Genomic DNA, 19,314 nt, shown 5'->3' with positions numbered 1-19,314 from the left:
CCCGGACTCTCACAGGTCCGGGGCGTTTTCGTTTCGCACGGCGGAATCCGTTTGCAATTCAATGAGGTTTCACGAAGCCTTGCTGAATCATGAAGACGTTACGCTCCCCTTTTCCTCGACTGGCTACTGCATTGGTCAGCACCTTGTTCGCCTGCGCCCTACAAGCGCAGACGCTTCCGGACAAGCCCGTTGTTTCAGGCACATTCCTCGGTGACGGGAAGGATGGGAAGATTCAATACCTCGTGGTGCAGACTCGCGAACCTTTCAGCGATCAGCCTGCCATCCGCTTGGTGTTTACCGAGAAAGATCCATCCTCATCCAAGAAGCCGGACTTTGATGCCGCATTCAAGAAGCTGGGAAGCGCGCTGGTCATCAGTGTCCATAAAGACGGTGGCATCTTCGGCTGTGATGTCGTTCACACCGCGCACTCCAAATCTCCTTTTTCTTCCATAGGCAAGATCAAGATGAAGGAGTTCAAGGTGACGGAGACACATGCCTCCGGAACGTTAAGCACAGGCGGCACGCAGGAATTCTTTGATCAAAAGTGGGACGTCGAACTCACGTTCTCGGCACCCCTGCCCAAGGGAGCATTCGCCGCCACAGAAGAGGAACCAAAGCCAGCGGCCACTCCTGCTTCTTCATCCAAGAAGATGGCGCAGGAAGGTGACAACGAAAAGCCTGCTGCTTCCACCGGACCGCAGTTGCCCGTGGCCCAGCTTCCCCTACCCGCCGCCGCACGCGATGTGGAGTACAAGAAAGTGGTGGGGCATATCACGTTTCGTTCCGATGAAAGCGTGAGCGCCGTAGCGACCGACTTTTCCAAGAAGCTGAAACAGCAGGGCTGGAAGGACCAACCCGGCAGCCTCATCGGCAAGACCAACGCCATCATCAAGCGCAAGCTCAACGGAGCCGACCTGACCATCATGATCCAGCCAGAAGGCAAAGGCTGCACCGCAAAGGTTTTCACCCAAGGCCTTGATTGGTCCTCACCACCCTCTTCCACTTCCGGCACGCCCGCCAGCCAACCTACCAAGGGCAGCGAGGTGAAGGATGTTGAAGACGAGGCCAACAAGCTGCTCAACGATGCGCTGAAGAAGATTCCAGGTGGGCTGAAGTAGCTTCTGCTACGAGATTCGAGGCTTCGTCAAAGTGCCCTACTCCATCAACGGTTAAAAAGGTCTGTGTATAGGGAACGGAGGACCAGGCAAAGGAGCGTGGACACTCTTGTCCGCTGTTCTGTTGCGTAGCGACCTCCATCATGTGGAAGCTACTGGCGGTTGAAGTTGCAGTGTAGCCATTTTCGTCTTGGGGCGCGCCACCCCAACCGCGACCAGCGGTCGCAGCCACAGTCTGAGCCATCCACCATACAGCAGTAGCAAGCTTGGTCCTCCTGTGGCTGCGACCGCTGGTCGCGGTGCCGCGAGTCCCCCCTGATCCAAAGCCACGACTTTGTTTAATACGCCCTACCGGCAATGCCTCTGGAGCAGGTGGTGGAATGTGGCCTTGCCTGCCAGCTGAAAGAGGGTGGTACGTCAGGGACGGCGGACAAGAGTGTCCACGCTCCATTGAAATACCGGCACCTCAAATCCCCACCTTCATCTCCGAGATCTGCTTCGTCGCGATGCCGATGGGACGATCCAGTGGCACGCCCGCACAAGCAAGCAAGGTCGTGAGCAGGTCGCCTTGATTACCCTTGATATTGGGCAGGAATTTTCCGGTGTTGATGGTGCCGCCGCCTTTACCGGCGATGATGAAGGGCAGGTTTTCGCGGGAATGCTTGTTGCCGTCTTCGAGACCGGAACCCCACATCATGATGCAGTTGTCGAGAAGGGTGCCATCGCCCTCCTTGAGACTGGCCATCTTCTTCACCATGTAGGCGAACTGGGAAATATTGAAGGCGGTGATCGCAGCGACTTTGCCAGACTTCACGGCTTCGTTGTTATGGTGTGTCTGCGAGTGGTGCGTGTCGTTGAAACCAAGCTCGGGATAGGACACCCCATTCGGCGTGGAACCGATGTACGTGCTGACACGAGTGGTGTCCGTCTGGAAGGCCAGCACGTTCAGGTCGCACATCACCTGCATGTACTCACTGCGCTTGTCACCCACAGGAATCTTGATCTCAATGGGAGGCGAATCCGAGGCCTTCCTCTTGCTGGAGGCCATGCCGGCCTTTTCCATCGCGGCTTCCTTCTGACGATACTCGATGGCCGCGATACGACGCTCCACGGCGCGCACGCTGTCGAGGTATTCATCCAGCTTGTGCTGGTCCATCTGCGGCAGCTTGCGGCGCAAATCCTTGGCACCACCGATCACGAGATCCAGCATCTGACGATCCAGCGGGTCAGCCTGGAGTGACTGACCGGGTTTGTCTGACTTGCCAAAGAGGCGGTTCAGCACGCTGCGGGGATTCGTTTCCGCAGGCAGCGCCTGGGTCGGTGAGCGATAGCTGCAATGTGAGTAGTAGCCCTCGTTCAGTCCTTCCTGGTTCTCCTTGTGTGTCTGCGGCATCGTCGCCAATTCCAGGGAAGGCAGGGACGTGAGCGCACCCACGTAGTTTGCCGCAATCTGGTCCGCGGAGATGGCGATATTGATTTCACTGCGACGGTCCGCATCGGGCAGTTGGGCCGTGAGCCAGGTGGAGAGCTCCAGCGCATGCGGCGCACCATTGAATGGCGAAATTGGGACGCCTGAAATGCCCTTCATCAGGAGGCACTGGTCCAGCACAGGGCGCAGGGATTCCAGAGCGGGCGGTGGCGTAGTGAGGAAGCTCTCCGGACTCGCAGGCCAGAACTGGTCCATGATCACGCCGTGTGGCATGTACATGAAGCCGAGACGCACAGGTGGCTTGGCCATCTTCCCCTTCACCGCGGACGCGAAGCCCATGGATTCCATGAAGGGCAGCGCGAGGGACACTCCCAGTCCTTTCAAGGCGGTGCGGCGATCGATGCGGGCGTTATTTCGCATTGGGCTTGGAAGTGGGGGCTGCAGGGTCTTGAGTGCGATAATTGACGAAGGGATAGCTGGTGACGACCTCGGCAATGAGAGTCTGCATGCGGTAGCCATCCTTTGCGATAGTCTCCATCATGCGCTCCACCACGATTTCGTCGTAACCTTCCAGCTGTCGGCACAGGGCGTATGCCAGCAGCCTCTGGGTAAAATTACGCGCCAGATCCCCGGATCGTGCAGCGATGATGCCTTTTAGCTCCTTTGGAGTGGAGAAGAGCTTCCCGCCCGGCAGCTCACCCGCGGCATCAATCGCGCCGCCCGCATCGTCCTTGTCACGCCAGCGTCCGATGGCATCGAAATTCTCCAGGCCGAAACCGATGGGGTCCAGAATCTTGTGGCAGTTCGCGCAAGTGGCGTCGGTCCGGTGCAGCTCTGTGCGCTGACGCAGGGTCAGGTTGGCCACGGTCTTGTTGTCCTGCTTTTCCAGAGCCGGGACATTCGGCGGAGCGGAGGGTATGTGCTCCCCCAGGACCTGCTCCAGCACCCACACACCACGCCGTACCGGGCTGGTGCGATTGGGGAAGGAGGTCGTCGCAAGAATACCAGGCATGCCCAAAATGCCACCCCGATTGGCATCTGTGAGCTTCACCTTGCGCATCTCAGCACCGGACACCGACTTCTCCATGCCATACAGCGCCGCCAGCGTTTCATTGAGGAACGTGTAGTCACTGTCGATGAAGCTGACCACGCTTCTGTTCTCCCACACAATGCTCTCAAAGAACAGACGCGCTTCGTCATACATCGCCTTGCGCATCTCCGCAGTCATCTGGGGAAACTTCGCAGGATCAAAGGTCTGGTCTTCCAGGGCACCGAGGCCCAGCCAATGCGAGCCAAAGCCATCAAACAAAGCGCGCGAGCGTGCATCCTTGAGCAGGCGCTTCACCTGCGCTTTCAGAATTGCGGGTTCGCGGAGTTTGCCCGCATCGGCGAGAGCAGCGAGTTCCGCATCCGGCATGGTGGCCCACAGGAGGTAGGACAATCGCGACGCCAGCTGATAGTCATCCAGCGGCAGCATGGTTTGTCCCGGAGCCGCTTCCTTCGCCGGGGTGATGAAAAGGAACTGCGGAGATACCAGCACCGCCTTGAGTACCAGTCCGAGTGCCGCTTGATGTTCGAGCTTGTTCTTCCGCGCGAGGTCATACACGCCGAGCAGCACCTCCACCTCCGCATCGGACGCAGGTCTGCGATAGGCACTGCGGGCCAGTGAGCGGGCGACCTTACCCGCTTCCGCACGAAGATCCGCTCCCGGAGCAGGCGGGTCACCGAAGAGGCGCTTCTGCACAGCGGTGGGTGGCTTCCCTTGGGGTGCCATGACCTGACGCAACACCTCATTGGCGATGCCAAGAAACTGCTCCGACTGCAGAGCGGAGAGCGTATTCAGGTAGCCTTCCCCCGCCACTTCGTCCGGCAGGTCTTCAGCGATCTTGGGGTCGACGCCAAAGAGGTCTCGCAGGGTATTCCCATACTCCACCTTGGTGAGGCGACGGATGACAAAGGGGCCAGGATCCTTCTGGCTCAGATATTTGATCCCGTTCATCCACTCCAGGAACTTCTGGCGCTCCTCCTCCGTGGGTTGCGCATCCGCGTCATCCGGTGGCATGTCATGCGCGCGCACATTAGCGATGGCCTTCTTCCATTTCTTGCTCGCCGCGGCGTTGCCCGGATTCTTGATCGCAGGCGAAAACGTGAGCCCGCCCTTCATCCTCTTGTCTCCGTGACACTCCGTGCAATACGCCTTGAAGAAGGGGACAATGTGCTCACGGAAGGACCGGCGCGCTTCCGCCTGCTGCGCTTCGAAATCCGCATCGGCAGTGGGCGCGATTTCAGCCCGGCAGGGCATGGCCACTGCGAACGCAATCGCCAGGAGGATCATCGGCCATATGCCTCTGAGGAAAAGTCGGGGGTTTCTCATTCTTTTTTTGAGTCTGCATCAGGGAGCTTGATGCTTACGCAGGCTGGCCCGGACGTCTATCTGCTCCAAGGCAAGACACCCGCCGTGCCACGCTTATCACTGGCGATGGGAGCTCCTGTGCGTGAAGCTCGCGTGGCCATCTTCGCTCTCCCCTCTTCATGCCCGCTACTTCTACCAGTTCCTCCCTGCCCCACGGCTGGCGTCTTGAGCACTCATATGCGCAGCTACCATCTGTGTTCCATATAGCGTGCCAACCAAGACCAGTAAGCCAGCCAGAGATGGTCATCTTGAACCGCCCCCTGGCAGCATCCTTGGGGCTGAATCCGGCGTCGCTGGACGACCCCGCATCCTTTGCCGGCAATGCGCTGCCCCCCGGAGCACAACCGCTGGCTCAGGCTTATGCGGGCCACCAGTTTGGCAATTTCACCATGCTGGGTGACGGTCGCGCCATCCTGCTGGGTGAGCAGCTAACTCCAAGTGGAGGGCGCTTTGACATCCAGCTCAAAGGCTCAGGGCAAACACCTTTCTCCCGTCGCGGAGATGGAAGGGCCACTCTGGGGCCGATGCTGCGGGAGTACCTCATCAGCGAAGCCATGGAGGCCTTGAGCATTCCTACGACGCGCAGCCTCGCAGTCGTGACGACAGGTGAGGTGGTCTATCGCACGGCACCGCTGCCTGGAGCCGTGCTCACCCGGGTCGCGGCGAGCCACATTCGTGTGGGCACGTTTGAATACGCGTCCGCCCTTGATGAAAAACCCAACCTACAGGCGCTGGCGGACTACACCATCCAGCGTCACTTCCCAGATGCCACCACCGCTGCACAGCCGTATGCCGCCTTTTTGGATGCCGTCATTGAGAGGCAGGCGGCATTGATCGCCCGGTGGCAGCTCGTGGGTTTCATCCATGGCGTGATGAATACGGACAATATGGCCCTCTCCGGTGAGACTATCGACTTCGGGCCATGCGCCTTCATGGACGTCTATGATCCCTCGGCGGTCTTCAGCTCCATCGACCACGGGGGCCGCTATGCGTACGGCAGGCAGCCGCTGATTGCCCAGTGGAATCTTGCCCGGCTGGCAGAGACGTTGCTGCCTCTGCTTCATGAGGACGCGCAACAGGGGCTCGATATCGCGAATGAATCGATTGGACGTTTCGGCGAGCGCTTCCAGCACCACTGGCTGGAGGGGATGCGGGCGAAGCTGGGACTCTCCACCGAGGAGAGCGACGACCCCAAGTTGATAGACTCCCTTTTGGAGTGGATGCAACGTTCGCAAGCCGACTTCACGAATACCTTCCGAGCCCTGAGCAGCGCATCCTCCGCCACGTATTCGCCCGATCCCGCCTACCGCGAGTGGCACCAGCGCTGGCGAAACCGCCTGACCCGCCAAACTCCGTCAGAGAGCGAAGTCATGGAGAGCATGCAGCGTCACAATCCCGCGGTCATCCCACGCAATCACAAGGTGGAGGAAGCGCTGACGGCGGCCGTGGAGACAGGCGACCTCAGTGTGCTGGAGCGCCTGCTGGCGATCCTGGCCAAGCCCTATGATCACGCGCAGGCGCATCCGGAAGATTACACCCTTCCTTCGGGATCTGGGTCCTATCAGACGTTCTGTGGCACGTGAGCCATTCCAGTTTATAGCTCGTCCTCACGAAAACACGCCAGTCTGGACGACGTTCACAGACCTGCTCAATTCTCCACCCTGTTCCCGAATCATTCATGAATCGCTCCCTCCTCCTCACCTCCTTGCTCGCCAGTGCTTTGCTCGCCATCCCCACCCAGGCCGCCGACGACCTGAAGAAAATTGCCTCTGAGCTGGATGGCTACCGCTACGAGTTCCCCTGCAAGGACCCAATGCCGGAGAATCCCAAACCCGGAGCAGATGGCATCTCGGCTCGCGCGACCAGTGACCCGGCCACCAACGACAAATTCACCGACGTGAAAAAGTTCGGAGGCGAACCCGGCAAGAAATACAAGGTCACGCTCCGTGTGCGCGGCGTGGTGGAGCCCATGATGTACAAGGACGGCAAGCAGGAGGGCGAGCGCTTCTACATCGGCGGCACTCCCAACAATGCCACCTACAACATCTACCAACTCACTGTTTCCTCACCTGCCTCGCACTTCTTCTTCAATCGCGATGACAGGACGGGCCACCGCATCTTCACCATTGACTACACCGCAACCATAGAGATCGAGGGCGGCGCCACCCTCACCTTCCACGGCAACGGTCAGAACGGCCGCATGATCACGAACTTTTCGAAACTTGTCGTGCCAGATGTCGCTCCCGCCCCTCAGCCGTTCAATGGCCAATTCATCCAGCTCAATGTCGTGGATGTGGTGGAGGTGAAGTGAAGCCTCCAAGCTCGGCGCTCACGGAAGTGGAGCAATCACCGTGATTGCAATCACGGATCATTTCATTGAACGCTACGTGCCCTTCGGCACGTTGATTCGTACGCACTTTTGTCTTCCATGTTCTCACATCGCTCTTTCCTTTGCCTCGGTCTTGGTTTTGTGGCTTTTGCCTTGCCAGTCTTCAGTCAGAATCAACCCAAGAAGCCTGATCGGCCCCAGCCTCCTACCCGCCCTTTTGACGCACCGGGTGCGCCGAAGTTCACGCGACTGGATGGCAAACCCGGTGTGAATCCACCGGTGGATACCGGGGGCGACTTCGTCATCGGTCCTGACTACACTCCTGCACCAGAGATGAAGGCTGTCGAAGGCGTACCCCAAGGCAAGGTGCAGCAGTTCCAGATGGATTCCAAGGACTGCAAGCTCTTCAACCCCGGCATTGCACGCAACGAGTTCGGCACCGTGGATCCGAACAATCCCAAGACCCTCATCGTCGAGACCCATCCCATCGACTACAAGCGCACCGTGACCGTTTATGTACCTGCGCAATATGTGGCAGGCAAAGAAGCCCCCTTCATCGTCACGCATGATGGCCCCGGCATGGGCAAGCCCGACATGAACCTCGTGCGTATCCTGGACAACCTCATCGCCCAGAAGCGTGTGCCTGCCATGATCGCGATCATGATCTCCAGTGGCGGTGGCGATGCCCAGGGCCACGAGCGTGGACGTGAGTACGACACCATGTCCGGACTCTATGCTGAGTTCATTGAAAACGAAGTGCTGCCTCTGGTGGAGAAGAACTACGGCGTGAAACTCACCAAGGATCCGGAAGGCCGGGCCACCATGGGCAACAGTTCCGGCGGTTCTGCAGCACTCGCGATGGCCTGGTATCGCACCGACCTCTACCATCGCGTACTCACCACCTCCGGCACCTTCGTCAATCAGCAGTGGCCATTCAATCCCGAGACGCCGGGTGGCGCGTGGGACTTCCACAGCAAGCTCATCCCCGAGAGCCCAGTGAAGCCCATCCGCATCTGGATGGCCGTGGGCGATCGCGACCTGCTGAATCCAAATGTCATGCGTGACGACATGCACGACTGGGTGGAGGCGAACCATCGCATGGCCAAAGTCCTGAAGGAAAAAGGCTACCACTTCCAATATGTGTACTGCCTGAATACCGGCCACAGCGTTGGACCCGCGAAGGCGCAGTTCCTCCCTCAAGCGCTGGAGTGGTTGTGGAAGGGGTATCCTGCCGAAAGATAGGGCAGAGACACTCCATCAGCTCCAGTTTGTTCGATTCCAGGGAGGGCGCCCTTGCTCCTCCCTTCTGTTTCCACACTCTCGATGACTACACGGCTCGGGCTGACTCTTGAAACGGCGGCATGCGCGCCGGTGCTTTTTGGAGACCTCATTGAAAATAGTTCGTCCTACACCACGACTTCTGATTCGATGCCGGGAACCTCAAAGCTCCCCATCTCATGGCCCTCTACACTGACGACGAACTTGAAGAATTTCCGACATTCCATGATTTAAAGGAAGCTCTTCGCAACACCGCCAAGGTCATTCGTTTTGATACCAGCGAGTGTCAGGATGCAGCATTCTTGTCCCGCGTCGCCGAGTTGCGAAATCTGCAATTACTCTCCATTTCGCTCTCGGACGTCAGCCAGCTTCTCCCCCTGCTCGGAGAACTGAAGGACTTGCAGAACCTCCACCTGCAAGCGTGCAACGTCCCCACATTCCCTGAAAGCATCCTCGGGCTCAAAAACCTTCGTTCACTCTCGATTGGAAACTGTGGTCTACTCCAACTGCCTGACGGATTGGATGCCCTGGCAAGCCTGAGGGAGCTGCGCCTCCTGCAGAATCAACTGCGGCGCATTCCAGATTGTGCGCAGAGATTAACGCGTCTGACTGTGTTCGGCCTTTCCTACAATCAGATCGAAGAGCTGCCTGAGTGGATAGGTCTTCTCAAAGGCCTCGAATGTCTCTTTCTGGATGTAAACAAACTTTCTCGGGTTCCAGAGGCGATCGGAAATCTGGCCCTGCTCGAAAGCCTCAATCTGAGCTTCAACAAACTCCGAAGCCTTCCGGACTCCGTTTGTCGGCTGAAAAGTCTTCGCGATCTGGATCTTGAACACAATCCTTTCGATTCCCTACCAGCCTGCCTTGCCACGATGACGGAGGTGGAAATTTCCATTGAGTCCGGGAAGCGCATCCTTTTCATGGATTGGTCCTATCGCCCTAGCGAAAAACCTCCACAATTGGACTTGGCGGAGATGCGGCTCTTTGTGGCATCAGACAGCCCCGTGCACCCTTCCCTCGTGTCTGCTATTCAAGAAGCTGGATTGGCCGAGCGCGCTGCACCCATCGCGAAGGTTGCCCGCGAGGCGATCGAGATTAGATCGACCGTCCCGGATGACTATTCTCAGTCAGGGAACTCTCGTTTGGGAGGTTTCCCCGAATTGACAGATGCGTCCCTTTTCCCCAAGACGGACGGCAAATATTGGACGTTCCTCGCCCAGTTAAATCTCGCAGACATTGCGCCCCTTAACCGTTATCTTCCACCTTCCGGGCTCCTCTCGTTCTTTGTCGATACAGGTTATTACGAAAACTGCAGAGTTCTGTTCACTCAGGAGATTCGCGCTCCTCTTTTAACCGTTCGGCACGCTGGCGAAGATGTGATGCTCAGTCCCGGTGATGACTACACGCAGAATCCCCATCGGGTTGAATTCACGCGCACATTCTCGTTGCCTTACGATGCTCCAGAGGGTGTTACAGGCGATCATGCCCAGGAACTCTATGACAATGGTGAGTGCCTGCGCAATCAGTGGGATCACCACATCAATGGCTACACGTACGCCCAGAACGAATCGGCCGGGGAAAGGGCAGCCGCAGAGTGCAAAGGACAGCCTCACGAGTGGGTCCCGCTCCTGCAGTTGGGTTGGGACGGCAAGGTCGGTTTTTGCTTTTGGGACGCCGGCACTCTGACTTTCTCCATCCACCAAGAAGACCTGCGCCGTTGGGACTTCTCCAACGTCCAGGTCAGCCTGGAGACTTCATGACAAGCGCTCCCGCGTGGTTTCGCCCACGAAAAAAGAACGGGTGTTTTTTGCAGTAGTCGTTTAGTGTTTTTGTCCATGACCGCGCTTTGGAAGTGGACACTCCCAGTACCCGTGCTCCTCGCCTGCGTGGCGCTGCCTTCGCAGGAACCGGTGCCGCGCAACTTCGGCGCCGAGCATACCCATGTCTTCCCTCATGACGCGCGCCAGTTCAAAGGATGGCGGCATCAAGGTGCGCCGATATGGACTGTGAATCCAGAGCTGCCCAATGATGTCTTCACCTTCGCCCGCCTGCGTTATCCGGTGCGCAAGCGCGGCCGGTGGACGGCGGACTACCCAGAGGCCGAACTCAATTTCTCGTACCGCCTCCACCAACTCACCTCCATCCAGGTGAATCCCTACCCCGCAATCGTGGACATCGATGCGGAGCAGCTTCGCCACTATCCCTTCATTTATGTGAGCGAGGCGGGGAATATGAACATCAGCGAGGAGCAGGCGAAGCTCCTTCGCGAATACATGCTCAATGGCGGCTTCCTCATGATCGACGACTTCTGGGGTGAGGAGGACTGGAAGGACTTTGCTCCCTCATTCAAAAAGATCTGGCCTGACCGTGACTACGTGGAGCTCGATCCCGGGCATCCCATCTTCCATCTCGTATTCGACCTGACTGCGCCACCCCAGTCGCACAGCTCCGTGTATGTAGACGAGATGCGCAAGCAGGGTTGGACACGCATGACCAATGAAATCCGCAAGGGTGCTGACACTCCCCGCTTCCGCGCTGTGTATGATGACCAGGGCCGCATGGTCATGCTGGTCTGCCTCAACAATGATCTCGGAGATGGGTGGGAAAGGGAGAAGAGTGATCCCTACTATTTCACGGAGGTATCAGAGAAGATCGCCTATCCCCTGGGGCTTAATATCGTGTTCTATGTGCTGACCCATTAGGCCTCCGGATTCCTGCGACAGCTTGAGAACCGCAGTCTCCTACTCAGGCCCTGGGTTGTTTGGCTCCGCTTCTCTTCAAGGCAAGGACATCGCCATAATGCTTTTCTGCGCAGTCCGGGCACACTCCATGGCTGAAGCGGGCTTCCGAGTGCGAGGTCACGTAAGCCTCGATCTGATGCCAGTTCCCCTCCTCATCCCGGATATCTTTGCAGAATGAGCACGTGGGCAGGATGCCCTCCAGAGTGCGGACACGTGCGCGGAGAGCCCGCAACGTGCCGCCAAGCTTGGCGCACAGGAAAGTGAACACATACAGCACCGCAAGCCGTAGCACTGCATTGATGACTGCGACGGACAACGTGTAAGGAATCCCCCAGACGGCATACTGGATGCCGAAGCGAATCGCACACAGCACTGTTCCCAAGATCAGCCCCGTGCGCAGGCCGCAGTTCCATGCCAGGAGTGAAACGGGAACCAAGAACAGGATGGGAAAAAAGACCACCGGACCCGCCAGGAAATCAAAACAGGAAACGACCAGGGCGATGCCAACAAGGATCCACCGGTTATTCCATGGAAACCGTTCGAAAAAGTACTCCGTGGGAAGTGGAGGTCGTTTGAGAGCTGTAAGCTGGCGCTCGCTCATGGCGCTACCCCGCCCCTGAAGCAGGGTTCAAGCACTTCACAAGTCCTAAATGATTACTTGGACCTGAATGTTTGAGGCATCATGCAAAATGCAACCACCATGATGGACGGAGCCCTGAGCTCAGGAAAGCCTTCTCCCAAGTTCGCAGTGCACCTGGCCGCGTCCGCGTCTGTTAAGAAGGAGGCCAAATAGCAGAGCCGTCTGATTGCCGGCCTTTCCGGAGTTTTTCTAATCATCCCCCGCTGCATCTGGCCCCACGTCCGCTTCCGTCAGCTGCACCGGCATTTTGAAAATCGGCTTCTCTCTTTCCCACACGAACCATGATGTCCACGCCGCATCTTGCGGAGAAGCCTGCACACTGTATGCCGTGTTGTCCTTCGCCTGGAGATCTCGCACGGCACCGAGATTCACCATCGGCTTGGGGTTGGCCCTGGTGCGTATGACGTGATTTCCGGTGAAGACGCAGGCATTCGGAGTCAGCGGCCACTTCTTATCCTCCTTCTCGTAGCCAAACTGCAGCGGCGCGCAGTCCACCCACGTGTTTCCTGAAATCGTGCAGCGCGTAGGTGCGGTGGCGGTCATGTCATCATACTTCTTGCCGATGTTCTCTGTCGTGGGCGTGTCATGCATGCCGGGGATGAGCGAAAACGGCGCTTCATGCTTGGTGCCGGTGAGTCCAGAGAAGTAGTTGCCCGTTACCTGGTGCTCGAAGCCAAAAAGCTTGATGCCACCGACCCCTGGAGCATCCTCTGTAGCGACGATGACGTTGCCAGACACTACGCTTCGATTCCCCAAGCGCATGCAGATGGCACCGCGGCAGTTGATGAGTGTGTTGTCACGGATGATATTGTCGGAGGATTTGATCGAGATGATCTCGTCCTCACCGCTACAGCGCTCCAGCAGGTTGTGTTCGATGGTCGTGAACGAACTCCGGCCTGAAGCACCGAGATCATTGCCTCCGGTGCGGATGGTCTCATGGCCATTCTCACGATCCGCGTAGATCACATCACGGAAGTGGTTGTGATCAATACGGTCACGCTGGGAGCACACCAGCGCTGCGTCATCCCCACGAACAAAGAGCGGACTGCCCCGATTCACCTTTCGCTCAAACCGGTTTCTATCGATGCGATTGTATCCGCTGCGAGCGCCATCCACGGTCACCCAGTGCTCCCAATGCCTCGGCCTGGCACGCTCCTTGGGACGAAAGACATTCCTAGTCACGCGTGTGTACTTGCAGTTGTCCAGCATCACACACTGCTGATCCGCATCATTCTCAAACACGAAGCCTTCAATCACTGCGTACTCGCAATCCCGGAGAATGAATCCGGACTCGCCGACAATCACCACCTTGCCACGATTCTTGGCACGGATGACGATGGGCTTTTCCTTCGTTCCACGCAGCCCCTGAAGCGTGCGGCACCCCTTGGTCGTATAGGTACCATCCGGCACTTCGACAGTCGTGCCCTGCTTCAAGTCCCGAAGAAGCGTACTCAAGGACGGCGTGTCATCCGCAAGAGCATGATCCGTCAGGACATGGGCGCCAAAAAGGAGGCACAAAAAGCAGGCAAAGCCAAAAGGAAGAAATCGGGAACGCATAGAACCTCTCTCTGAAGAAACGTACCGACAATGAAACCCTGTCTGCGACTTTGCCGCGCAGCCGCACGTGGGCACAGCACGGAGTGATACTTCTGCCATCCAATCTCCGTTCATGCAGCAAGGACCTCCCACGCTTCGCTCCCATGAAATGGAACCTTCTCCTTCTTGTCGCCCTTTCAGCAGGCTCGCCAAACGTCTTGCGAGCTGACGCCCCGCCACCGCCGAATCCTGCTGTGGACGCCGGAGCCAGATGGCCTGTGAGACGGGCGCAACTGGAAAAGGAATGGCTGAAAATCCTGGGTCCCTTCCCCACCAGCAAGCCCCCCTTGGATGTGCAAGTCCTGAGTACCGAGAAGGTGCCCACTTCCTCAAATGATCCCACGTATCCCATGCGCGCGGGAGACATCACACGGTACAAGGTGAAGTTTCGTGCGGAGACGGACTCCAGCGGCGGCACGCAGTCAGACATCTGGATCTACGGCTGGCTCCTCGTGCCGGCCAGCGCGAAGGAAGCCCACGAGAAACACGGGCTGCAAACCCCTGCGGTGATCTGCCTGCACAGCACCACGTACGGCTCAGGCAAAAGCAGCCCCGCCGGCTTGGCGGGACGCTTCGCCTCGGATCCGAAGCTTGGCTTCGTAGGTCGTCCCAACTTGGCGGGCAAAGACCCGCGCTATGATAACAACAGTATGCCTGATCCGAATGACGCGGAGGCCATGCATGCTTGGTACGCGGGTGGTCGCGCATCGGGGCTGCTTCTCGCAAAGCAGGGATTTGTGACTCTGAGCATCGACATGCTCGGAGACGGCGAGCGCATTGAGCCAGGACAACGACCGCTGGATACCCGTCAATTCTACAAGCAGCGGTACCCAGACCCCATGGCGGAGAATGCGTGGTCATGCATGGGCAAATGGATCTGGGATGTGATGCGCTCCGTCGACTATCTTCAATCGCTACCCTACGTGAATCCCAAGGGCATCGGCTGCACTGGCTGGTCATGGGGCGGGCACGTCACACTCTTCGCTGCCGCCTTCGATCAGCGCATCGCTGCGGCTGTGCCGAATGGCGGCGTGCTGGATTGGGACCGCCCGAAGTATCCGCCGGGTTACAAAGGCAAGCCCAAGGCGAACCAGTGGTGCCGCCAGCCTTCTACCTGGGAACCATGGACCCGGGATGCCACGGAGCCACCCTCCAGCGGAGCAGAGTCATTGCGTCGCTGGGGCTTCCTGCAAAACAGCGGCCCTGCCATCATGATGCCAAAGTTCTACAAATACGTTCTGCCCGAGAACCGCGACCTCGAACTACCCATGGGATTTGAGAGCCTGTTGATGATGGTCGCTCCCAGACCACTCTTGATCATTTCCAGTGAGATCGAGTTCAAGCAACATGACATCCTCCCCAAATGCATGGAGACCATGAAGGTCTATGCCGAGTGGAAAGACGTGAAGGGCTCCGGCCTGCCGAGCCCACTCCAAGCAAGAAAAGAACGGCGCGGCTATGCCGAGACGCAAGCCTACTACGTGAACAACAACGAATACTCGCCGAAGGCCATCGACTCGTATCTCAATAGCCTGAACGCTGGCGACTGCTTCAGTTGGTTCTCCTTCCCCGGAGGCCACAGCTATCCCTTCTCCGCGCAGATGGTCACTACCGGCTGGTTCGGCCGGTGGATGGGGCTTTATCCAGCCGCGACGGTACCGCCGCTGCCGAATGTTCCCGCGGATGAAGCGCTGAATATCGGCCCGCTCCCCGCACAAAAGGATAATGATGTGCCCAAGCACCGTGGCGAGGAACCACGCCATCAATAGGCTGTGGGCTTGGAGCACGAAGCCTCAAAAAATGTCCTAGATCTTTGTAGCCAGGAGGTTAACTGAATTTGCATGCCTCATCTCTTCCGGACACATGACGGCAACGAATGGAAACCTGGCAAGCCCATGGCGCTGACACTGGAGGACGGCACCAAGGTGGAGGGCGTGTGGGCCGGATCCGCGCAAGTTGAGAAACTCCCATGGTGGCTTAGCGAACCCGGCAGCAATCTCTGCCAAACCGATGAGGTGGCCGCAGTGGCAGTCCGAGGCGAACACACTGGAGAAACTCGCTGGGGAAATGCACCGCCTGGAGCAAGGCTATTCTTTGTTCTGAAGCCTCCGCAACGGGGGAAGAATGGGCACGCCTATCGTCTTGCGAAACTGGTCACCACCGCATCCACTGAAGCACAGACGAAGTATTTCGATGACGAACGATTCTCGCTGTTTGGGACCTTCAATTCTGATGGCACCATCGCGAGCATCCCGTCACTTCCTCCGCCAAGCGAGCCGGGAGATGTGCGACGTCCGGGTGAGCTGTTTTGAGGCAGCGGCTGAAAGCCCCACACCGTTCCCAAGCTGAGCTCGGGAACGGATACGGGTGCCAGAACACTCCCTTTTACTCCGACTGCGTTGCAGCCGCAGGCTTCTCTTCCGCCTGCTTTTTCTCCTCCTTCATCGCCGCTTTGTCTGCTGCCATGGTTGCCATCGATGCCATACGACGAGCGCGGTCCTTGGCCTCCTGCTCGGCACGTGCTTTTGCAGCAACGGCTTCGCGTTTGGCCTTGGCTTCTTCCTCGGCCTTGCGCTTCACTTCCAGTTCCGCTTCCTGCTTCGCACGCATCGCGGCGGTAGCGGCTTTCATTGCTTCGATTTCGCGCCGCGCTTGTTCTTTCTCGGTTTCGCGAGCAGCGTCACGTTCCGCCTTTGCTTTTTCAGCAGCCAGACGAGCGGCTTCCTTCTCTTCAGCAGCTTTTTGTTTTGCGGCTTCTCTCTCTGCTTGCAGGCGTGCTTTTTCAGCAGCCTTCTCTGCGTCGGCTTGCTCCTTCGCGATGCGCGCAGCCTCCTTCTCCTCCGCAGCCTTTTGCTTGGCAGCCTCCTTCTCCGCCTGGAGACGTGCTTTCTCGGCAGCCTTCTCCGCATCGGCTTGCTCTTTCGCGATGCGCGCAGCTTCCTTCTCTGCCTGCAGGCGTTCTTTCTCAGCAGCCTTTTCGGCAGCAGCCTGTTCCTTCGCACGCTGCGCAGCCTCTTTCTCCTCCTGGAGACGGGCCTTCTCAGCAGCCTTCTCTTGAGCCGCCTGTTCCTTGGCAGCCATCAACTCAGCAAGGCGACGAGCACGCTCTGCCGTAGCTTCGGCAGCGGCTTGTTCTTTGGCGAGCCTGGCAGCTTCCTTTTCTGCGGCAAGACGCGCGGCCTCGGCAGCCTTCTCTGCAGCCGCCTGTTCCTTGGCGAGCTGTGCTGCTTCTTTCTCTGCGGCAGCCTGTTGTTTGGCAGCCTCTTTCTCGGCAATGAGACGCTCCTTCTCCGCGGCTTTCTCGGCAGCGGCTTGTTCCTTCGCACGCTGAGCGGCTTCTTTCTCTGCCGCAGCTTGCAGTTTGGCAGCTTCCTTCTCCTCCTGCAGACGCGCCTTCTCGGCGGCTTTCTCAGCGGCAGCTTGTTCCTTGGCAGCCAGCAACTCAGCAAGATATCGGGCTCTCTCGGCCGCGGCTTCTTCCTTGGCGCGTTGGGCAGCTTCTTTCTCGGCAATGTCCGCGGTGGTCTTCGCGTCCTGAGCCTCAGTCAGGCTGGTGGCGAAGGCGCGCAATTGCTGTGCAAGAGCATCGGCTGTTTCCTTCAGCGCAGGGGCAGTCTCTGCCAGCACCTTGGGCAGCAGTTCGAGCGACTCCAGCTTGGCTGCGGCATCGGTCAGCAGGGTGGTGAATTTTGGATCGAGTTTCGTGGTCATTTGAAGGTGGGGATTGGGCGAAAAAGGCAATATGAATGGAGACAGTTTCTCCCGTGTAAAGTGCCTTCCGCAGCCCAATCAAATGAGGCGCATTTTCGTGGGCTCGCGCTTGACAGCGAACTCGGTTCCGTGCGCCTTCCAACCTTCTCAGCGCAGCTTACTTCCCACCCCTTCTTGCTTCACTCTCCTGCACCATGTCGCTCATGTCTGCGGCGGGGCGGATCTCGAAGGGACCTGCTTTTACGCCGGGGTGTTTGGACATGAGCTGGATGGCGTGATTCAAGTCGCGGGCTTCGAGAATGAGGATGCCGCCGATCTGTTCTTTCGTTTCAGCATAGGGACCATCCGTGATGGCGACCTGGCCATCCTGCCAGCGTAGGGTCGCGGCGCTGGTGGGGCCCTGTAGACCTTCTCCGCCGACGAAGTGGCCGTTCTTCTTCAGCACATCATCGTAGGCGAGGCATTCGTCGACCATCGCGTTGCGTTCGCTTTCGGACATGTTCTCAAACTTGTGGGACTCAATGTAGCCAAGGCAGATGTATTTCATGGTGGGTGGTTTCCTAGTGGTGGGGATGGATGATGGTGAGTTGGGAAAAGTCAGATTTTGGCCAAACGAACTATCATTTTAGCAAGGCGTTGAGGCGCAGCGGGTGATGGGGTTCACTGCAGATTTCTGGGAGGGAGGCAGCGGAGCGTTGCATAGGGCACGGAGAGTTGTGCATATTTTATTTTCGATGTGATTGTTAAACAAGTGTTAAAATAGTCGCTGAGAGTCGCGTGTTTATCTGTAGGAGGGAAATGAGACAACGGGCCTGTAGCGGGGTGTCACTGGCGATGGACAGCGGCTTTCTGCACTTCGGCGGGGAGGTCTTCCATCTCCCAGATTTCGCGGAGTTCGATGACATCGCCGTTGAGGGCGGGACAGCGGCGAGCCCAGTCGATGGCTTCTTGTTTGGATTTTACCTGGATGATCCAAAAGCCGCCGATGACTTCCTTGGTTTCGATGAAGGGACCGTCGGTGACGGTGGCGTTGCCTTGGGGAAAGGTCACACGGGCGCCCCGGGAGAGTGGGTGGAGGCCATCGACGGTGAGGAGGATGCCGGCGGCTTCCATGTCGTCGTTGAATTTACCCATGGGGGTCATTTCCTCGGCGGTGGGCTGGTAGCCGTCTTCCTGCTTTTCGGAGGCGGGGGTGTCAGGTTGGTAGCCACGGGGGATCATCATCATCAGGAATCTCATGGCGTTTGTGGATGGGTAGGGTTTGTGGTTTGGGGGAGATGGGGTGCCGCTCTCGCTTTCGTTCTGCTGAATTTTTAGCCGCAAAAAAACGCAAAAGACACAGAAGTAGGGTTTCGTGAGTGCTGCCCCTTTTGAGTTATTTTGAGTCGTTGATTGGCCGTCACATTGAGTGGTCGATTGGGATCGGGGGAAATCGACAGGGGGGAGCAGTTTTTTTGGGGGGTGGAGATTGTTCGTGCCGCGGCGTCGGCGCATTTTCCGGCGTACCCTCCGGGACGCGACGTTTTTTCACGTCTTAGATCCGGTGGTTCCCGGCCTGATTACAGGCCTTCACCACCGGCTAGGGTTCCGTGTTCCCTCCGGGAGCGAGTTGCAGAGCTGGTTTTGATGCGCTGCTTAGTTTGACGCGCAGGAGCATGTGTGACGGCATGCAATGGCCGTGCCACGTGGCATTTTCCCACCGCCTCCGCCCGTTATCTGCGGACGCGCAGGAGCGCATCCCTACCGCTCTTTTTTTAGCGGCGAAGTGGTGTGGAGGTGCGGCATGCAATGGCCGTGCCACGTGGCATCTTCCCACCGCCTCTGCCCGCGATCTACGGACGCGCAGGAACGCATCCCTACCGCTCTTTTTTTAGCGGCGAAGTGGTGTGGAGGTGCGGCATGCAATGGCCGTGTCACGTGGCATGTTCCCACCGCCTCCGCCCGCTATCTGCGGATGCGCAGGAGCGCATCCCTACCGTCTCTTTTTTAAGTAGAGGCGGTGTGGAGGTGAGGAAATGCAAGGCCTCTGGAGAGACCTTCTACTTTCTTGGGGGCCTTCGGG

Annotated in this window: 15 protein-coding genes; 8 read left to right on the top strand and 7 right to left on the bottom strand. The window is 58.1% G+C overall.

Annotation, left to right across the window (positions count from 1 at the left end; all coding sequences use genetic code 11):
• Positions 1-89: 89 nt before the first annotated feature.
• On the top strand, positions 90-1,118 hold the full coding sequence (locus DES53_RS06610) for a hypothetical protein (RefSeq protein WP_147263254.1): 1,029 nt from the start codon (positions 90-92) through the stop codon (positions 1,116-1,118).
• A gap of 463 nt (positions 1,119-1,581) precedes the next feature.
• Here DES53_RS06610 and DES53_RS06605 read toward each other — a convergent pair whose 3' ends face one another.
• Complete coding sequence (locus DES53_RS06605; protein ID WP_113957447.1) at positions 1,582-2,964, bottom strand: DUF1552 domain-containing protein; 1,383 nt, start codon at positions 2,962-2,964, stop codon at positions 1,582-1,584.
• A complete protein-coding gene (locus DES53_RS06600) occupies positions 2,954-4,879 on the bottom strand; it encodes a DUF1592 domain-containing protein (protein ID WP_245958107.1) in 1,926 nt (641 codons plus the stop codon). Before DES53_RS06600 ends, DES53_RS06605 begins: the two co-directional genes overlap by 11 nt.
• Before the next feature lie 197 nt (positions 4,880-5,076).
• Between DES53_RS06600 and DES53_RS06595 the strand changes: the two genes are divergently transcribed.
• The 5 genes from DES53_RS06595 (at position 5,077) to DES53_RS06575 (ending at position 11,266) form a co-directional block, all read left to right on the top strand.
• Positions 5,077-6,540, top strand: coding sequence for a protein adenylyltransferase SelO (locus DES53_RS06595; protein WP_113957445.1), 1,464 nt, complete (start codon positions 5,077-5,079; stop codon positions 6,538-6,540).
• Positions 6,541-6,635: 95 nt separating this feature from the next.
• A complete protein-coding gene (locus DES53_RS06590) occupies positions 6,636-7,268 on the top strand; it encodes a hypothetical protein (protein WP_113957444.1) in 633 nt (210 codons plus the stop codon).
• Between the two features lie 117 nt (positions 7,269-7,385).
• Positions 7,386-8,528 carry an alpha/beta hydrolase gene (locus DES53_RS06585; protein ID WP_113957443.1) on the top strand — a complete coding sequence of 381 codons (1,143 nt, stop codon included), beginning with the start codon at positions 7,386-7,388 and terminating at the stop codon, positions 8,526-8,528.
• A 215-nt stretch (positions 8,529-8,743) separates the two neighbouring features.
• Positions 8,744-10,324, top strand: a complete 1,581-nt coding sequence (locus DES53_RS06580) for a DUF1963 domain-containing protein (RefSeq protein WP_113957442.1) — start codon at positions 8,744-8,746, stop codon at positions 10,322-10,324.
• A 75-nt stretch (positions 10,325-10,399) separates the two neighbouring features.
• A complete protein-coding gene (locus DES53_RS06575) occupies positions 10,400-11,266 on the top strand; it encodes a DUF4159 domain-containing protein (RefSeq protein ID WP_113957441.1) in 867 nt (288 codons plus the stop codon).
• Positions 11,267-11,309: 43 nt separating this feature from the next.
• Here the strand turns inward: DES53_RS06575 and DES53_RS06570 are convergent, their stop codons facing one another.
• Both DES53_RS06570 and DES53_RS06565 read right to left on the bottom strand, forming a co-directional pair.
• On the bottom strand, positions 11,310-11,906 hold the full coding sequence (locus DES53_RS06570; RefSeq protein WP_113957440.1) for a hypothetical protein: 597 nt from the start codon (positions 11,904-11,906) through the stop codon (positions 11,310-11,312).
• A gap of 228 nt (positions 11,907-12,134) precedes the next feature.
• Positions 12,135-13,400: a polysaccharide lyase 6 family protein gene (locus tag DES53_RS06565; protein ID WP_170156905.1), complete on the bottom strand. Its 1,266-nt coding sequence runs from the start codon at positions 13,398-13,400 to the stop codon at positions 12,135-12,137.
• A gap of 245 nt (positions 13,401-13,645) precedes the next feature.
• On the opposite strand from DES53_RS06565, the gene DES53_RS06560 reads away from it, so the two are divergent.
• Together DES53_RS06560 and DES53_RS06555 are read left to right on the top strand one after the other, a co-directional pair.
• Positions 13,646-15,310: a dienelactone hydrolase family protein gene (locus tag DES53_RS06560; protein WP_113957438.1), complete on the top strand. Its 1,665-nt coding sequence runs from the start codon at positions 13,646-13,648 to the stop codon at positions 15,308-15,310.
• A gap of 72 nt (positions 15,311-15,382) precedes the next feature.
• Positions 15,383-15,853, top strand: a complete 471-nt coding sequence (locus DES53_RS06555; RefSeq protein WP_113957437.1) for a hypothetical protein — start codon at positions 15,383-15,385, stop codon at positions 15,851-15,853.
• A gap of 73 nt (positions 15,854-15,926) precedes the next feature.
• Here the strand turns inward: DES53_RS06555 and DES53_RS06550 are convergent, their stop codons facing one another.
• The 3 genes from DES53_RS06550 to DES53_RS06540 all read right to left on the bottom strand — a co-directional run bounded on the left by DES53_RS06550 (position 15,927) and on the right by DES53_RS06540 (position 18,491).
• Positions 15,927-17,252 carry a cell envelope integrity TolA family protein gene (locus DES53_RS06550; protein WP_113957436.1) on the bottom strand — a complete coding sequence of 442 codons (1,326 nt, stop codon included), beginning with the start codon at positions 17,250-17,252 and terminating at the stop codon, positions 15,927-15,929.
• Positions 17,253-17,409: 157 nt separating this feature from the next.
• Positions 17,410-17,799 (bottom strand): YciI family protein, encoded by a 390-nt coding sequence (locus DES53_RS06545; protein ID WP_113957435.1) that lies wholly within the window; start codon positions 17,797-17,799, stop codon positions 17,410-17,412.
• Positions 17,800-18,077: 278 nt separating this feature from the next.
• Positions 18,078-18,491, bottom strand: a complete 414-nt coding sequence (locus DES53_RS06540) for a YciI family protein (RefSeq protein ID WP_113957434.1) — start codon at positions 18,489-18,491, stop codon at positions 18,078-18,080.
• Between the last annotated feature and the right edge of the window lie 823 nt (positions 18,492-19,314).

It is taken from the genome of Roseimicrobium gellanilyticum, from assembly GCF_003315205.1.
GTDB classification, from domain to species: domain Bacteria; phylum Verrucomicrobiota; class Verrucomicrobiia; order Verrucomicrobiales; family Verrucomicrobiaceae; genus Roseimicrobium; species Roseimicrobium gellanilyticum.
Note: the sequence above shows the minus strand (reverse complement) of the source record. Positions and strands in the feature narration are given on the sequence as shown.

Bases quoted from the DNA above. Each gene is read 5' to 3' on its own strand.
- DES53_RS06610 (WP_147263254.1), top strand. From the start codon at position 90: ATGAAGACGTTACGCTCCCCTTTTCCTCGACTGGCTACTGCATTGGTC.
- DES53_RS06605 (WP_113957447.1), bottom strand. From the start codon at position 2,964: ATGCGAAATAACGCCCGCATCGATCGCCGCACCGCCTTGAAAGGACTG.
- DES53_RS06600 (WP_245958107.1), bottom strand. From the start codon at position 4,879: ATGATCCTCCTGGCGATTGCGTTCGCAGTGGCCATGCCCTGCCGGGCT.
- DES53_RS06595 (WP_113957445.1), top strand. From the start codon at position 5,077: ATGCCCGCTACTTCTACCAGTTCCTCCCTGCCCCACGGCTGGCGTCTT.
- DES53_RS06590 (WP_113957444.1), top strand. From the start codon at position 6,636: ATGAATCGCTCCCTCCTCCTCACCTCCTTGCTCGCCAGTGCTTTGCTC.
- DES53_RS06585 (WP_113957443.1), top strand. From the start codon at position 7,386: ATGTTCTCACATCGCTCTTTCCTTTGCCTCGGTCTTGGTTTTGTGGCT.
- DES53_RS06580 (WP_113957442.1), top strand. From the start codon at position 8,744: ATGGCCCTCTACACTGACGACGAACTTGAAGAATTTCCGACATTCCAT.
- DES53_RS06575 (WP_113957441.1), top strand. From the start codon at position 10,400: ATGACCGCGCTTTGGAAGTGGACACTCCCAGTACCCGTGCTCCTCGCC.
- DES53_RS06570 (WP_113957440.1), bottom strand. From the start codon at position 11,906: ATGAGCGAGCGCCAGCTTACAGCTCTCAAACGACCTCCACTTCCCACG.
- DES53_RS06560 (WP_113957438.1), top strand. From the start codon at position 13,646: ATGAAATGGAACCTTCTCCTTCTTGTCGCCCTTTCAGCAGGCTCGCCA.
- DES53_RS06555 (WP_113957437.1), top strand. From the start codon at position 15,383: ATGCCTCATCTCTTCCGGACACATGACGGCAACGAATGGAAACCTGGC.
- DES53_RS06550 (WP_113957436.1), bottom strand. From the start codon at position 17,252: ATGACCACGAAACTCGATCCAAAATTCACCACCCTGCTGACCGATGCC.
- DES53_RS06545 (WP_113957435.1), bottom strand. From the start codon at position 17,799: ATGAAATACATCTGCCTTGGCTACATTGAGTCCCACAAGTTTGAGAAC.
- DES53_RS06540 (WP_113957434.1), bottom strand. From the start codon at position 18,491: ATGAGATTCCTGATGATGATGATCCCCCGTGGCTACCAACCTGACACC.